The following is a 15,982-nucleotide window of genomic DNA, read 5'->3' on the forward strand; positions in this document are numbered from 1 at the left end:
GGTTATATGGAAACTTTAGTTGTAAAAAACTTCTTAGTTATTAAAGAAGCATTTTTAGATATTAAAAAAATTAATGTTATTATCGGTTCACAAGGAACTGGTAAGAGTGTACTTGCAAAAACAGTGTATTTCTTTAAAAGTTGTGAGTCATCACTAAGAAAAAATATTTCAAAAATTGAAACTTTTGAGCAATTTAGTGAATCCTTCATAGAGCGTTTTACTTCTCTTTTTCCTAGTTATGCATGGGAACATCAAGATTTCTCTATTACCTATCACAGTGATAATTTATTGATAAGAATAAGTAATGATGCAGGGAAATTACTCGTAAGCTTTGACCCGAAAATCGTTACCGCATATAAAAAATGCTTAGACAAAATGAGTATTTTATTAGAAGAAATGGATGAAAATAAATCTTCTAAAGAAATGAAATATTCATTACCTGTTGAATTCTTATATAAAGAACAGATACGTAATTGGTTAAAAAATTCAGACCTAAAAATTTTCATTGAAGATGCAAATTTTATTCCTGCATCTAGATCTTTCTTTTCCCAATTTCAAGAAAACTTATTTACTATCTTAAGTAGTAGAAATAATTTAGACCCCTTATTAGTTGACTTCGGAAGATTATATGAAGTTTATCTTTCATTCTTCCTAAGAAATAAAAATGATCTTGCAGAAATCTTACCTACTCAATTTATTAAAGATATTTTAGGTGGTGAAATCTCAAAAATAGATGATAAAATTTTTTTAGTTAAGAATAACAGTAAAACAGAAGTTATTCATACTTCTTCAGGGCAACAAGAAGCTCTACCGATGTTAATAACTCTTGCTGTACTTTCTTACATCCAAGATGAAAGCTATATTTTTATAGAAGAGCCAGAGGCACATCTTTTTCCTATTTCACAAGCAAAAATTATTAAACTTTTAACGAATATGTATAGTAATAGTTTTAACTTCTTTATTACTACCCATAGTCCATACATTTTAAGTGAGCTTAATAACTACTTATATGCAAAAGACTTAATGAAGAGAGGATTACTTTCTCAAGAAGAATACGATCATATTCTTCCTTCTACGTCAGCAATTGATATAAATGATATATGTGCTTATAAAATAGAGGATGGTTTTTTATATTCAATAATCAATGAAGAATATTCAATGATCGATTCAGAGGAATTAGATAAAGCATCTAGCCATGCTTCTGATATTTATAATCAATTATTAGAATTTGAGCCTCAAGATTAATTTTATGACTAATTACGAATCTTGTTCATGTAAAAAGATTTTTTCTCAGAAAGAGAATAAGTCTTCATTTTCTTTACATAATAAAAATTTTTACGTTTGTGAAGTAAAAATTGATGGTGGTTTAATTACTGCGGGTAATAAATGTGATTGGCTTTATAAAGTCTACGAACATAAATGCAAAAGTCGAGAAAATAATCCCTTGACACATTGCCCAACCAATATTAGCTGTAGTACTCAAAGTCTTAATTTAAAAGAAACTATCTTTATTGAGTTAAAAGGTGAAGATTTAGATAAAGCTGTTCTTCAAATTGAAGAAACTCATAATTATCTAAAGAAAAACCATCCTGATTATTTGTGTAACAATAAAAGAGCATATGCTGTAACAACTCGTTGCCCTAGCAAAACTTCTGAACTTGATAAGATCAAACGAAATCTTAAAAAAAATACAGGGATAACCCTCGATAGAGTAAAACCTACTTCTAGTATAAATCTCTAATTTCATGAAATGTTTCTTTCATTTTAATTGAAATGAAAGAAACATTAGCTTTTTACACAAAACTAAATTGAATAAAAGTCACTAATTATAAAAACACTTAGGAACTTTTACTTCAATCTCTAAAACTTCGTCCGTTCTGCATCATATTCGACAGCATCATCTGTTCCATGCTGACCACCATCCAACTCAATCACCAAACCAATTTCATGACAGAAAAAAATCCACAATATAAGGTTGAATTACATACTGACGACGAAATTTCAGATTCATAAAACGCTTGGCACGAAGTCACTGCCACAGCAAATTTTCAGCATCCATAGCAACATGACGCATAGATTTGGCAAATTGTAATAGTTGTGAATTCATCTTCTGATTCATTATTTTTTGTATTTATAGTTTTTAGACAATATAACAGTTTTTTTGTTTTCCTAAACCACTCAAGTAATTGCAGTTATTTACTCAAAACCACTATTTTACCCACTCAATTTAACCATAGTATCAAGCATCAAAATAACAAAATAGACAATCTATGGATTGGTTTACCATCTTTATTCACGACACCACATGGACATTTGTTGCCGAATTAATGATTCGGGCAGCACTCATGTTTAGCATGATTATTATATTTTTGCGCCTTACAGGGAAACGCGGAGTACGCCAGCTTTCTATTTTTGAATTGGCCATTATTTTATCGCTCGGTTCTATTGCGGGCGACCCCATGTTCACTGAGGATTTACCTTTGGTACACGCCTTGGTGGTGATGACAGTAGTGATTGCAATGTATCGCCTGACCACATGGCTCATGATGAAATACCAACCCTTTGAAGATTTGATTGAAGGTAAATCACTGTATATTGTAGAAAATGGCGAACTTGTCTTAGAAAAAATTAAGTACGGTAAAATGTCGCATGATGAATTCTTTGCCGAAATGCGCCAACAAGGCGTGGAGCATTTAGGGCAAGTACGTGTTGGCTTACTAGAAAGTGATGGAAAATTCAGCATGTTGTTTTTTCATGGCGATGCCACACGCTATGGTTTACCCTTATTTCCTAAAGCTTGCCAACTCGCGTACCGCATAGTTCCACACACTTATTATGCCTGCATGTATTGCGGGCATGTCCGTTTACTTAAACATGCCAATGAAGTCTGCCCGCGTTGTAATCACCAACAATGGACACAGGCAATCAATACCCCATACCGCAGCTAGAATATGCTGATTTTACCTGCAACACATCTCTATGCGACTTAAACTGTCGCAGGATTGTCATAATTTAAAGTTATACTGCCTGCGCTGCCGAAGTGAAGCACTGAAAGCGCAAATAATAATTTTTGAAAATCACAAAAACGAGATCGGTATCTACTTCAATGTGGATACCTTTTATACTCCAGCGACTCTTTAAGGGTCGCTTTTATTTTTTCACTCAATGTATTTTTTAAAGTGGTTTAAGTCTGTCATCCTGTCTTGATGATCTATATTCTTATTCAAGTGCTGATAAATGAGTGCTTTTCGCAAGCTTTGCCCATTTCCAGATCGGTACAAGGCAAAAAATCGCAACAATACAAATCAACAATAAGTAATTCGCGTAGCCTAAAGCATCGCCTAAGATTCCACTCAGGGTATAAAGTACCCCGCTCACAGTCGCCATAATCGCAACCTGAAATGTAAAATCAGTCCCTGCATATTGTTTACGACTGTACTGCATAATCAAGGTTAGCATCACTACAAGTAACATGGCAGAGCAAAAATCTTCCGCAGCATTAATGCTATAAATCAGCCAGTGTGCCACATCAACTTGCTGTTCATACAATTCAGCCAAATAAGCATAGGCCACTAAACTCAAAATTTTAAGCACAGAAAAAATGATGAGGGCATGCGCTCTAGACCACCATTTCAGCATCAACCCTGCGATGCCTGCACCCAACAAAGCGGCCATTGCTCCCAACATGGTCACATAAATGCCAATTTGAGAAAAGCTTAAGCCTAAATCTACCATTAAAGGTTTTAATAAAGGGCCAGCCAAACCATCGGCAATTTTAAAGCTGAGTAACACCCATAGCCATGCGTACAGTACAGGCGTTTCCACAAAATAGCGCAGATATTCACGAATCGCAGCAAGACGTGCGTGAAATGACATTTTACTTTGAGCTTGAACAAGCACTTGTTTAGCAGCATGTTGTGGCTCTTTAAACATTAAAATTGGCAAGGTATTTAAAAACACCAATCCCGCTAAAATTAAGAAAGTTTTTTGCCAATCTAGCCAATCCAATGCCCACAGAATTGCACCACCACCCACAATAAAGCCCAGTCGTGAACCAACCACCTGAAAGGTATTACCCCAATGTTGCTGTTTGGCTTGTAAAATATTGACCGCCAAACCATCGGTGGCAATATCTTGGGTTGCACCGACCAAGTTCATACCGAGCAAAGCCACAAAAAACACCCACAAATATATAGGATGATTTAAGGACTCAATCGGTAAAAAGGACAGCCCAATCAGCACCAAAACACTCAGCCACTGGCACGGCAAAATCCAGCTACGATAATGCCCAAAATATGAATGTCCAAAGCGATCCACCAAAGGTGCCCAAAACACTTTGATTGACCATGGCAGCATTAACAAACCGAAACCGCCAATATGTGCCAAAGACACACCTTGCGCACGTAAAATCACAGGCAAGGCATGGGTCATAAAACCAACAGGCAAGCCCTGCGCCCAATACAGAGAAAATAACAACAAATAAGTTTGGCGCAAATTGGGCATAGCATCTCAATTTAGATATGGGCAAAAGATCAAAAAAACGCAGTACTACACTAAAATTTTGAATAATGGATTGTTATTTTTCATCACTTTCACATTCAGATTTCGACTATTTTGCCAATGAATCAGACAAAGCGAAAGTCTAATATCTTGAATAGATTTAGATTCATGCGTCATGATATTGGGTATTTATTGTTGTTAATCACGCACGTCAGGATGACATCGCATTCATGAAAATCACCAATCCTTTTGCACGCAGTGCACGGCAATTTCCACAGTTACCCGACCAAGTTCCACAACGTGGAACAGCCAGCAGTCGTGCTTTATTTAAAAATATTTTTTTGGCGCAAGGCTGGCAAATGGTGGGCGAATTTCCCAACTTGCCCAAAGCAGTTGCTATTATCTCACCGCATACGTCAAATATTGATGCGTGGCATGGTTTTACCGCCCTACTCGGTTTAGGTATTCAAATTACTATTTTTGGTAAGCACACTTTATTTGAAACCCCACTCAAGCCACTTTTAAACTGGATTGGGGTAATTCCTGTGGTGCGCCATTCTCCTCAAGGACATACCCAAGATATTATTGAGATTGTACGAAAAAAAGAAAAAATCTGGATTGGTATGGCGCCCGAAGGCACACGTAAACAAGCCGAAAATATCCGCAGTGGCTTTTACCATATTGCCTACGGCGCCAATATCCCAATTGTGATGTTCTCTTTTGATTATGCACACAAAACCATTCATATTTTGGGCGTGTTTCATCCTACGGGCGATTATGCTCAAGATTTAGATGCAATTTATACGCAATATCACGGCAAGTTTTCGGCTAAAAATCCACATTGGTTGGCAAAACCGTTACAAAAGCTTTTGAAAAAGGGCTAGTCAAAGTTTCTATTTTTTGTTCAGATGGGCGCAATATTCTTTGATCTAAATTTAGATTTGATATGCAACTGATTCGTTATTCTTTAGTGGGCGTACTAGCTCTAACTTTGGCTAGCTGCGACAAAACAACAAAAACACCGCCAAGCACCACACCTATCCAAGCACGTGAACCTGTAATTGCACTGGCGCTGGGTGGCGGTGGTGCTAAAGGTTTTGCACATATTGGCGTCATTAAAGTTTTAGAGTCTCACGGGATTAAACCAAAAATTGTCACAGGCACCAGTGCAGGCAGCTTTGTCGGCAGTTTATACGCCAGTGGCAAAAGTCCTTACCAACTCCAACACATTGCCCTGACCTTTAAAGAATCCGACATCCGTGATTTAACCTTAAACCGTCAGGGTTTTATTGCAGGTCAAAAGTTACAAGACTTTGTCAATCAACACGTGGCAAATAAACCGATTGAGAAATTTCCAATTCGTTTTGCTGCCGTTGCCACACGTTTAGATAATGGACGTAAAGCCGACTTTATTAAAGGCAATGCTGGTCAAGCCGTACGTGCCTCTTGCAGTATTCCGAATGTTTTTGTACCTGCCACCATTGGCGGAACACAATATGTGGATGGCGGCTTGGTTAGCCCGATTCCCGTACAAACAGCTAAAGCCATGGGTGCCGACTTAGTCATTGCGGTAGATATTTCTGCACGTCCGACTGGCAATCAACCTGTCAGCATGTGGGGCTTACTCGATCAAACCCTCAATATTATGGGGCAGCAAAGTATCAATCAGGAATTGGCGCAGGCCAATATTGTGATTCAACCTAAAGTTGGACATATTGGTACTCTAGATTTAAAAGCCAGTAACCAAACCATTTTGGAAGGTGAGAAAGCCGCACAACTACAGGTCAAAGCAATTCTGCAAGCCATCAGTAACTTTAAAAAATCCCCTGCTGCGCTGAAGCCTGCACCGCGTCCGAAATTTTAAGATTCAGTGATTTTTTTAATATTCATAAACTTATTGATCTGTTAAAGTGATGAGAACGCATCTTTTTAAGTCGATGCGTTTCTCTAAGCAATTAGAATTAACCAATCGTAAAAAAATACGCGAGTAGATGTATGGAATTCGTTCTTGAACCTTGGCACTGGTTTGTACTAGGCGTTCTGTTAATGCTTTCAGAACTGGTCTTGCCTGCATTTGCCGCTTTATGGTTTGGCGTTGGGGCAGTCATGGTCGGTATTTTATACTTGATGTTCCCCATGATGGGCACCACCACCCAATTGGTGATGTGGATTATCTTGTCGGTACTATGTACCTTGGCGTGGTTTAAATTTATCAAACCCTTATCTACCGATAAAACCAAAGCAGGCTTGTCACGCGAAGCCACTATTGGACAAATTGGCATGGTTATTCAAACCAACTTGGAACACGATCAAATTAAAGTCCGTTTCCCGATGCCCGTACTTGGTTCAGACGAATGGAACTGCCGCACCACGAGTCCTGTGCAAGTGGGAGATCGTATTCGCGTGATTGATATTTTGGGTAATGATTTGGTGGTGCAGCCGCATCACAGCGCACATGACAACGAAAAAGTGAGAAATTAAAATGTCTGGTGGATCTATTATTGTTTTAGCGATTTTAGCCTTTGTTGGAATTACCATTTTTAAAGGCGTGCGAATTGTTCCGCAAGGTTATAAGTGGATTGTGCAACGTCTGGGTAAATACCACACTACACTTGCACCGGGACTTAACTTCGTCATTCCTTATGTCGATGAAGTGGCCTATAAAGTCACCACCAAAGATATTGTATTAGATATCCCATCTCAGGAAGTTATTACCCGTGACAATGCAGTTCTACTCATGAATGCGGTTGCGTACATAAACCTCACGACTCCTGAAAAAGCAGTGTATGGCATTGAAAACTATACTTGGGCGATTCAAAACCTTGTTCAAACCTCATTGCGTTCTATTGTGGGTGAAATGGATTTGGATGATGCCTTGTCTTCACGTGATCACATCAAAGCCAAACTCAAAGCAGCCATTTCTGATGATATTTCAGACTGGGGAATTACCCTTAAAACTGTAGAAATTCAGGATATTAAACCATCGCATACCATGCAGGCAGCTATGGAAGAACAAGCTGCAGCAGAACGTCAGCGTCGTGCTACCGTAACCAAAGCCGATGGTGAAAAACAAGCGGCTATTTTAGAAGCCGATGGTCGTTTGGAAGCTTCACGTCGTGATGCAGAAGCGCAAGTTGTATTGGCAGAATCTTCTCAACGTGCCATTGAAATGGTCAGCTCTGCGGTAGGTGATAAAGAAATTCCTGTGGCATACTTATTGGGTGAGCAATATGTAAAAGCCATGCAAGATATGGCGAAATCCAACAATGCCAAAACTGTGGTCTTACCTGCAGATGTCCTGAATACCATTCGTGGTGTTATGGGTCGCAATAATCCATAAGCAAATCAGATAAACATCAAGATGATAGGCAGCTTTCAAGCTGCCTATTTTATGCCCATTCAGAAAAAAATCTGAAATATTTTTTAATGTATGGTTAAATTTCGCGTTTCTTGATGAAATCAGCACCGCAGATGAGATGTCTGCACTCACAAAATTGAGTGACTCACGTCTAGCAGCAGTCTGTATTTTCATCGACTGTCCAAAACCCAAATGGATACTGTATGAGCGCACTCAACCCCACCATTATTACTTTCCTGTTTTATATTGTCGCCATGATTGTCATTGGTTTATTGGCTTATCGCGCGACTCGAAATTTCTCGGACTACATTTTAGGTGGTCGTCGTCTTGGCAGTTTTGTCACCGCACTTTCTGCAGGCGCATCCGATATGAGTGGTTGGTTGCTGATGGGCTTGCCCGGTGCCATTTATCTTTCAGGTTTGTCTGAAATGTGGATTGCCGTTGGTCTGATTATTGGCGCATGGCTAAACTGGCTTTTGGTGGCAGGTCGTTTACGAGTACACACCGAAGTACAGCACAATGCACTGACTTTGCCTGATTATTTTTCTAACCGTTTTAATGATCAAAGAAAAATTTTAAGGATTGTATCTGCCTGCGTAATTCTAATTTTCTTTGCGATTTATTGTGCTTCGGGCATGGTTGCAGGTGCGCGCTTATTTGAAAGTATGTTTGATCTGCCTTATAGCACTGCATTGTGGATTAGTGCTATTGCCACCATCAGCTATGTGTTTATTGGTGGTTTCTTGGCAGTCAGCTGGACGGACACCATTCAGGCTGGCTTGATGATTTTTGCGCTCTTGCTGACCCCTATCATTACCCTACTCAGCTTTTCTGACCTAAGCCAAGTCACACTTGCTTTAGAAGCGGCTCGTCCGCAGGCGCTGAATTTAGTCAGTGATTTAAGCTGGGTCGCGATCATTTCCCTCATGGCATGGGGCTTAGGCTATTTTGGACAGCCGCATATTTTAGTGCGTTTTATGGCGGTTGATTCAGTCAAGTCTATTCCGAATGCACGTCGTATTGGCATGACATGGATGACACTATGTTTAGGCGGTGCGGTGGCTGCGGGCTTTTTTGGTATCGCCTACTTCCAGCAACATCCTGAACTGGCAGGTGTGGTCAATGCCAACCCTGAAACAGTATTTATGGAACTGACCAAAATCCTGTTTAATCCGTGGGTGGCAGGTGTGGTACTGGCTGCAATTTTAGCTGCTGTGATGAGTACCCTAAGCTGTCAACTTTTGGTCTGTTCAAGTACTTTAACCGAAGATTTTTACAAATCGTTCCTGCGTAAAAATGCCTCACAAAATGAATTGGTGTGGGTCGGACGCGGCATGGTACTCATGATTGCGCTGCTTGCTATTTGGATGGCGGGTAATCCTGAATCAAAAGTCTTGGGATTGGTTTCTTATGCTTGGGCAGGCTTCGGTGCAGCATTTGGTCCACTAATCATTTTGTCTTTGTTCTGGAAACGCATGACTTTAAATGGTGCATTGGCGGGGATGGTTGTCGGCGCACTTATGGTCATTCTTTGGAAAAACCTTTGGGCAGATACAGGTATTTATGAAATTATTCCGGGCTTTGTCTGTTCTTGGATTGCGATTGTCGTAGTGAGTTTATTGGGCAAAGCGCCAAGTCATGAAGTGACAGACCGTTTTGAACAGGCCGATCAGCTATATAAAGAATCGCACTAAGTTATAGATTGATCTGCATAGAGATAAAAAAGCGATAAAAAACCAGTGCCTTGAACTGCACTGGTTTTTATGTCTGAGAAAAGTTTTAGTACACTCAAATCAAGTCAATGAATCTGTAGTTTTCTCTTTCTCTGCTGCGACTTTTTTTCTTGCCTTACTAAACCGTTTGGCAGGCCAAACCATCATAAAACGTGCACCACCCAAGTTTGGACTCTGATCGACTTCAATTTTCCCACCAAACCAATAAGCAATACGGCTCACAATAGATAAACCTAAACCATAACCACCTGAAGCACGGGTGCGGCTGTCATCTAAACGAGCAAAGGCTTCAAATACACGTTCTCGGTCTTGTTCGGGAATCCCCGGCCCATCATCTTCCACACAAACATAGGCCATGCCTTGTTCGTTAATACCGCCACTGATCAAGACTTTATGGTCACAGTAACGGACTGCATTGCCCACCAAGTTCTGTACCACACGGTGCAAGTAACGGCGTTCAGCTTCCACTTCCAAAGTCACAGGTGGTGCAAGCAACTGAATATCTTTTTGGGTTTTCAATGCTTCTGTTTCCGTAGCCACCTGCTCTAGCACTTCAACCAAAACGATCTTTTCAATTTCTAAAGATGGCATGCCCTGTTCAAGTTTGGCATAGGTCATGATCTCATCAATCAAGGTGTTTAAAGCCTCAATATCTTTATCAATCATTTCGACTTGCTGTAAGCGATATTCGTAATCATCTTCTTCTGCCAGCATTTCCATACCAAAACGAATACGTGCCACAGGCGTGCGCAGCTCATGCGATACAGCGCGCATCAGTTCACGCTGCGCCTCAATCAAACGCTGAATATGGTCGGACATGCTGTTATAACTAGATGCCAAACTTGCCATTTCATCTGTGCCATCTACAGGCAAACGCATGTTTAAATCACCCGATTTGGTGCGGTTTAAGGCATAGTTCACTTGGCGGATCTTACGTTGCATAGGCAAGATCAAACCATAAACCCCCAAGCTCAACATAAACATACTGAGCAAGGTAATGCCTGCTGCCAACTGGAATGGCATCCAGTTAAATAACGGCACAGGCCCTAAAACCAAGACTTCTGAGGGTGAATTTGGCATCGGTGACACAATCGAGATGGTTGTACCACGCACGGTGGCATTGTCACGATATAAAATAATGCTGTGATCGAGTCTTAAACGCCCAATCTGTTCAGAATCGAGTGGCAGTTCCTGAATATTTTTAATATTGACCGGATAAGAAAAGTGCTGCTGAATTTTGGCTAGATATTCTTTTTCCTGACCCGGGTAATACACCAAATAATCTAAAACAAAAATCGGCAAAGCTTTCATTTGCCGTTCTGTAATTTTATCTGCCTTGATATATAAATAATGAGTTGGATCATCTTTCATGCCCAAAATAATATAGGCAATCATATTTTCGGCATCATAGCGCACAGCGGCTTTACGTTCGTTAATCCGTCGAAGCTCTGTGCGCGACAAATCTACTTTGTCTGCCTGCACATAATAGATGGGCAATTCTAGCAAATCGGATGCATCAGAAATCCAGTCTTTCTTTTGCTGTTCGTTTTGTTGTCGTGCAATCCCTTCACTAATAATATAAGCCATACCATCAGTTAAAGACTCACGATATTCTTGCGCACGCTGATAGTTGATGATTTGCACCAATAAGTAAGCCAAAATGGCAACTACTGCAACTAAGATCACCAATCCTGCATAGATGCGCAAGAATATACTGTGTTTAAGCACAAAACCCGTCCTATGTGACTTATTTTATATTTGAGTCGGTATTTAACTCAGAAAAAAAGCGTATTACATGCCGTTGGTTTCTTTAACGAATAAATAACCTTTACTGCGCACAGTTTTAATACGTTTTGGATTTTCAGGATCATCGCCAATTTTTGGACGAATACGTGAAATACGCACGTCAATTGAACGGTCTTGACCATCATATTCAATGCCGCGCAGACGCTCAAAAATATCTTCTCGAGATAAAATACGCCCCGCATTCGAAGCCAATAACCATAGCAAGTCATATTCTGCGCTAGTGAAATCAACCAACTCACCATTTAAAGTCACAGCACGGCCGCCGTTATCAATCACTAAATCATCAAATTCAATACGCTGTGCGACTTCATCTTCAGTCACTTTGTCGGTACGGCGTAATAAAGCACGAATACGCGCCAATAACACACGTGGTTGAACAGGTTTTGCGACATAGTCATCTGCACCCATTTCCAGACCTAGCACCTGATCCATATCTTCGGTACGAGCCGTAAGCATTAAAATTGGTTGATGATAATGTGGACGAACTTCACGACAAATGGTTAAACCATCTGCGCCTGGTAACATCACATCTAGCACCACAAGGTCGGGTTGCTCTGCAATAATACGGCGAATGGCACGGTTGCCATCCGGCTCTACCCCAACTTCCAAACCATTGCGAATTAAGTATTCCTGCGTAAGACGTGCAAGGCGTTCATCATCTTCAACAATTAAAATTTTTGGTAACTTTTCTTCTTGACTCATAACCTGTCCCTTTATTGGATTCGACCTATCCTTTTAAAATCTGAGAGATAGGTCTTGATATAATTTGCAATATACACACGTTTACATTGTAAACAAGATACTGTTCACCAAACTGATACATCTGCGTATTATTTTGTTATATTTTTATTAAGCATTGAATTTATAGCACTTTTCTAGTTTTGGTGATTTTTAAACAGATTTAAGAAATATAAAGTTACAAAATGGGTATTTTTTGCACTAGATCAAGCCTTTGCCGCCTTTGGAAAAATTATCTCACAACTTTTAAAGTTATCCACAAGGTTATCTATAAGCAGTTTTTCCGAGCTTTGCTATGCTATGCCCTTGTCTGATAAGGCTTATAGCCCAAAGGACAAAATTCGGTATTTTTGAGATAAATTTGAATCCTAAAATAGTCAAAATTTAAAAGAAAAAGTCAATATTGATCTACCCTCAATTTTCCCGTATCTTGTGTTCAATTCAATTTTAAACCACTAAGTCTTGTGTTTATCCCTCAATCACTGCGGCCTAAATTTTGCCCAGTTTAATGGTCCATAAACATAACAATAGATGACAATGGAGCTATGCTGACATGAGCGTAATCACCTCACCCCCTGGTCAATTACAAGTGATTAAACGCACTGGTGATGTTGCCGCTTTTGATGCTGAAAAAATTGCAGTTGCAATTGGCAAAGCGTTTTTGGCTGTAGAAGGTCAACAAAGCGCCGATTCAAGCCGCATTCATGATCGGATCGAACAACTGACTGAAATGGTGTTGAACACATTCAACCGCCGTTTACCGTCTGGCGGAACCATTCACATTGAAGAAATTCAAGACCAAGTTGAACTTGCGCTCATGCGTACAGGCGAGCAAAAAGTTGCTCGTGCTTATGTCATCTACCGTGAACAACGCTCAGAAGCACGTAAGCAAGCAGGTGAAAACCATCACCCAACTTTACAAGTCACTGATGCAAACGGTCAGCTTAAACCACTAGATTTAGGTGCTTTAAAAGCAACCGTGAATAAAGCGGCAGAAGGTTTAGAAGGCATTGATGTAGATGCCATCATTGATGAAACCGTGAAAAACCTCTACAACGGTGTAAAAGAGTCTGACATCTCAACCACCATGATGATGGCGACCCGTACCCGTATTGAGCAAGAGCCGAACTATACTTATGTGACTGCGCGTTTATTGCGTAATGACTTGGTGGCAACAGGTTTAGAGTTTTTAGGTTTAGCAACAGATACACCTGAAGGCGAAGCATTAGAAACTTTCCTGAAAAAAGGTGTTGAGCTTGATTTGCTTTCTGCAGACTTACTTGAGTTTGACCTTGCCAAACTTGCTGCAGCGATTCAACCTGAGCGCTCAAACCAGTTTACCTATTTAGGTCTGCAAACCTTATTTGACCGTTATTTCATTCACTCAAATGGCGTACGCTTTGAACTTCCACAATTGTTCTTTATGCGTGTATCAATGGGTCTGGCGCTCAATGAAGATGACCGTGAAGCACGTGCAATCGAGTTCTATAACTTATTGTCTAGCTTCGACTACATGGCATCTACGCCTACCCTGTTTAACTCAGGTACGCTACGCCCACAGTTATCAAGCTGTTACTTAACTACAATTTCCGATGACCTTTACAACATTTATGGCGCAATGCGTGACAACGCAATGCTGTCTAAATGGGCAGGTGGTTTAGGTAATGACTGGACGCCAGTACGTGCCTTGAACTCCTATATCAAAGGAACTAACGGTAAATCTCAAGGTGTTGTTCCGTTCCTTAAAGTGGCGAACGATACTGCTGTTGCGGTCAATCAAGGTGGTAAGCGTAAAGGTGCGGTATGTGCGTACTTAGAAACCTGGCACTTAGACATCGAAGAATTCCTAGAGCTGCGTAAAAACACAGGGGATGACCGTCGTCGTACCCATGATATGAACACAGCCAACTGGGTACCTGACTTGTTCATGCAACGTGTCTTTGAAGATGCAGAATGGACATTGTTTACGCCATCTGAAACACCAGACCTACACGACTTGACGGGCGAAGCTTTTGCTGAGCGTTATGCGTACTACGAAAGCATTGCTAAAGAAACTAACATGCTGCATAAAAAACTTCGTGCGAAGGACTTATGGCGCAAAATGTTGTCAATGTTGTTTGAAACAGGTCACCCGTGGATCACATTCAAAGACGTATGTAACTTACGTTCACCGCAACAACACGTTGGTGTAGTGCACTCATCTAACTTGTGTACTGAAATTACCCTCAATACTAACCAAGATGAAATCGCGGTATGTAACTTGGGTTCTATCAACCTTGTACAACACGTTCAAGGTGGTGTGTTAGACCGTGAAAAATTAGCACGTACTATTAAAACTGCAGTGCGTATGCTCGACAACGTCATCGACATTAACTACTACGCTGTACCACAAGCACGTAATTCAAACTTGAAACATCGTCCTGTAGGTATGGGAATCATGGGCTTCCAAGATGCGCTTTATGAGATGAACTTGGCTTATGGTTCAGATGCTGCAGTTGAATTTGCCGATGAATCTATGGAAGTAATCAGCTACTACGCGATTCAAACGTCTAGCGACTTGGCGGTTGAGCGTGGTACTTACGAAACATTTAAAGGTTCATTGTGGGATCAAGGTATCTTACCAATTGACTCTTTAGACATTGTGGCGAAATCACGTCCAGAACGTATGTTTGAAGTAGATCGTACACAGCGTTTAGATTGGGACAGCTTACGTGCCAAAGTTCAAAAAGACGGTATGCGTAACTCAAATGTGATGGCGATTGCACCGACTGCAACCATTTCAAATATTTGTGGCGTTTCTCAGTCTATTGAGCCGACATTCCAGAACTTATATGTGAAGTCGAACTTGTCTGGTGAATTTACAGTAATCAATCCTTACCTTGTTCGTGCATTGAAAGCGCGTGATTTGTGGGATTCTGTAATGGTGAATGACCTGAAACACTTTGAAGGTTCAGTACAAAAAATTTCACGTATTCCTGAAGAATTGAAAGCAATTTTCGCGACTGCGTTTGAAGTTGAGCCACGCTGGATTGTAGATGCAGCATCACGTCGTCAAAAATGGATTGATCAAGCGCAATCGTTGAACTTGTACATTGCAGGTGCAAACGGTAAGAAACTTGACCTGACTTACAAAATGGCATGGTTACGTGGTCTGAAAACCACCTACTACCTACGTGCATTAGGTGCGACTTCTGCAGAGAAATCGACTATTAACACGGGCGCATTGAACGCAGTAAAACCTGCAACTGTTACGGCAGCACCTGTTGCAGCGGTAGCGCAGGAAATTAAACCTGAAGTTCCTGCAGAGGAAGACGGCTTTGCAAATGCAGCGCCAGTGCCACAAGCATGCAGCATTGACAACCCTGATTGTGAGGCTTGTCAATAAATGACTATTCCATATTTTCTTGTACTACTTATTGTAATTTTATTATTGATAGTATTATTCATGGCAGTATTTACCGCCTTAATAGTTGCTATCAAAGGCGATGAGAAATAGTAAACATATTTTATCCATGCATGATTAATCATGCATGGATTTAGTACAAGAAAATGGATTGTTAAATTAATAAGGAAACCACTACATGCCACACATGACCCACAACTATATGTTAGGACTCGCGGTCTTGCTGGTTTCCTTTGTAGTGTTGTTTTACGCACCAATTGCTTACTTTTGGGTACAAGCGGCAAAACAACAGCGAAAGCAAAATAAGTCGTGAGCACATTGGTCGGAATGTACATTTTTCAGACCAAGATGAGCAAAACTTAATTTTGCTTTCACAAATTAAGCGTATATTAAGACATCTCAGCGTAGCTGGATGTCCATAAAAGATATAAAGCAACGAAGAGA

Annotated in this window: 13 protein-coding genes and 1 pseudogene; 10 read left to right on the top strand and 4 right to left on the bottom strand. The window is 40.3% G+C overall.

Features of this window, described 5'->3' with window-relative positions; translation table 11 throughout:
* Positions 1–6 precede the first annotated feature (6 nt).
* Together F947_RS03830 and F947_RS03835 are read left to right on the top strand one after the other, a co-directional pair.
* Complete coding sequence (locus F947_RS03830) at positions 7–1,245, top strand: AAA family ATPase (RefSeq protein WP_004972291.1); 1,239 nt, start codon at positions 7–9, stop codon at positions 1,243–1,245.
* 4 nt (positions 1,246–1,249) lie between these two features.
* On the top strand, positions 1,250–1,741 hold the full coding sequence (locus tag F947_RS03835; protein WP_004972294.1) for a hypothetical protein: 492 nt from the start codon (positions 1,250–1,252) through the stop codon (positions 1,739–1,741).
* A 122-nt stretch (positions 1,742–1,863) separates the two neighbouring features.
* Here the strand turns inward: F947_RS03835 and F947_RS14455 are convergent.
* A pseudogene (locus F947_RS14455) lies at positions 1,864–2,119 on the bottom strand (endonuclease domain-containing protein); the annotation flags it as partial.
* Between the two features lie 151 nt (positions 2,120–2,270).
* Between F947_RS14455 and F947_RS03845 the strand changes: the two are divergent.
* A complete protein-coding gene (locus F947_RS03845; RefSeq protein ID WP_004972295.1) occupies positions 2,271–2,948 on the top strand; it encodes a YetF domain-containing protein in 678 nt (225 codons plus the stop codon).
* A 271-nt stretch (positions 2,949–3,219) separates the two neighbouring features.
* On the opposite strand, the gene F947_RS03850 is transcribed toward F947_RS03845, so the two are convergent.
* Positions 3,220–4,503 (bottom strand): MFS transporter, encoded by a 1,284-nt coding sequence (locus tag F947_RS03850; protein ID WP_004972297.1) that lies wholly within the window; start codon positions 4,501–4,503, stop codon positions 3,220–3,222.
* A 227-nt stretch (positions 4,504–4,730) separates the two neighbouring features.
* Here F947_RS03850 and F947_RS03855 point away from each other — a divergent pair, with 227 nt between their 5' ends.
* The 5 genes from F947_RS03855 to putP all read left to right on the top strand — a co-directional run bounded on the left by F947_RS03855 (position 4,731) and on the right by putP (position 9,552).
* Positions 4,731–5,384 (top strand): 1-acyl-sn-glycerol-3-phosphate acyltransferase, encoded by a 654-nt coding sequence (locus F947_RS03855; protein WP_004972299.1) that lies wholly within the window; start codon positions 4,731–4,733, stop codon positions 5,382–5,384.
* A 62-nt stretch (positions 5,385–5,446) separates the two neighbouring features.
* On the top strand, positions 5,447–6,364 hold the full coding sequence (locus F947_RS03860; protein ID WP_004972301.1) for a patatin-like phospholipase family protein: 918 nt from the start codon (positions 5,447–5,449) through the stop codon (positions 6,362–6,364).
* Between the two features lie 131 nt (positions 6,365–6,495).
* Positions 6,496–6,981: an NfeD family protein gene (locus F947_RS03865; RefSeq protein WP_004972304.1), complete on the top strand. Its 486-nt coding sequence runs from the start codon at positions 6,496–6,498 to the stop codon at positions 6,979–6,981.
* A 1-nt stretch (position 6,982) separates the two neighbouring features.
* Positions 6,983–7,840 carry an SPFH domain-containing protein gene (locus tag F947_RS03870; protein ID WP_004972306.1) on the top strand — a complete coding sequence of 286 codons (858 nt, stop codon included), beginning with the start codon at positions 6,983–6,985 and terminating at the stop codon, positions 7,838–7,840.
* Positions 7,841–8,061: 221 nt separating this feature from the next.
* Complete coding sequence (gene putP / locus F947_RS03875; RefSeq protein WP_004972313.1) at positions 8,062–9,552, top strand: sodium/proline symporter PutP; 1,491 nt, start codon at positions 8,062–8,064, stop codon at positions 9,550–9,552.
* A gap of 99 nt (positions 9,553–9,651) precedes the next feature.
* Here the strand turns inward: putP and bfmS are convergent, their stop codons facing one another.
* On the bottom strand, positions 9,652–11,319 hold the full coding sequence (gene bfmS / locus F947_RS03880) for a sensor histidine kinase BfmS (RefSeq protein ID WP_004972315.1): 1,668 nt from the start codon (positions 11,317–11,319) through the stop codon (positions 9,652–9,654).
* A gap of 63 nt (positions 11,320–11,382) precedes the next feature.
* Entirely contained in the window at positions 11,383–12,099 is a 717-nt protein-coding gene (gene bfmR / locus F947_RS03885) for a response regulator transcription factor BfmR (RefSeq protein ID WP_004972318.1), read from the bottom strand.
* A 589-nt stretch (positions 12,100–12,688) separates the two neighbouring features.
* Between bfmR and F947_RS03890 the strand changes: the two genes are divergently transcribed.
* Positions 12,689–15,520 (top strand): ribonucleoside-diphosphate reductase subunit alpha, encoded by a 2,832-nt coding sequence (locus F947_RS03890; RefSeq protein WP_004972320.1) that lies wholly within the window; start codon positions 12,689–12,691, stop codon positions 15,518–15,520.
* A 196-nt stretch (positions 15,521–15,716) separates the two neighbouring features.
* Complete coding sequence (locus F947_RS14955; RefSeq protein ID WP_004972322.1) at positions 15,717–15,851, top strand: hypothetical protein; 135 nt, start codon at positions 15,717–15,719, stop codon at positions 15,849–15,851.
* Positions 15,852–15,982: the final 131 nt, after the last annotated feature.

Source organism: Acinetobacter towneri DSM 14962 = CIP 107472 (assembly GCF_000368785.1).
Taxonomy (GTDB): Bacteria; Pseudomonadota; Gammaproteobacteria; order Pseudomonadales; family Moraxellaceae; genus Acinetobacter; species Acinetobacter towneri.